Annotated in this window: 1 protein-coding gene; it reads left to right on the top strand. The window is 35.9% G+C overall.

Annotated features, from left to right (window positions below; all coding sequences use genetic code 11):
- On the top strand, nucleotides 1–610 hold a 610-nt coding region (locus ACRCJ0_RS17855), incomplete at its 5' end, for a PucR family transcriptional regulator (protein ID WP_431391480.1).
- Between the last annotated feature and the right edge of the window lie 67 nt (nucleotides 611–677).

The following is a 677-nucleotide window of genomic DNA, read 5'->3' as shown; positions in this document are numbered from 1 at the left end:
CGGGGAAGATATTAGGAAACTAGCAAGTGATAAATACCATTTAGATTTAACGCAATCAGTGGCGGTTGTGCTATCTAAAGAAGCCAATGCCTTAAAGCAGCTAGCGCAATCATTGAAGTTAACTATATTTACTTACCAAAGTGATGCACTACTTTTAGTGAATACAAATGTGGTGAGTAGAGAGCATATAAAAGCTTTGACAGATGACGGCACTTGGGTTGATAGTGGTCAAAATATCGCTGAAAGTATTGCAAATATTCAGCAAACAGCTATTTACTTTTCACTACTCCAACTTGACCATACAGGTCCGGTATTTGTGAAAGACCATCCTTTCTATTTATTTACACCCGGTATTTTCAAAAAGGACGACGTTTTATTTGAGCGTGTGGATCAAATGGAAGATGAGCTAGCCACTACTTTGGCTATTTTTATCAAAAATAATTTGGATACGCGAGCAACTAGTGAGGAATTGTTTATTCACCGAAATACTGTCAATTATCGGTTAGAGAAAATTCATAGACAAACCCAATTGAATCCACGTAATATGATTGATTTATTTGTTCTACTAGTCTACCTAGCTTATAAAAGGCAACCAACAATCAAGCAGTAAGATGATATTGAGAAAACCTCTTCAATTTATCACTAGGGCTTTCGCCAATCTTTTGGTAAAATAATGA

It is taken from the genome of Aerococcus sp. L_32 (assembly GCF_050689315.1).
This window is presented reverse-complemented; position numbering and strand designations above follow the sequence as displayed.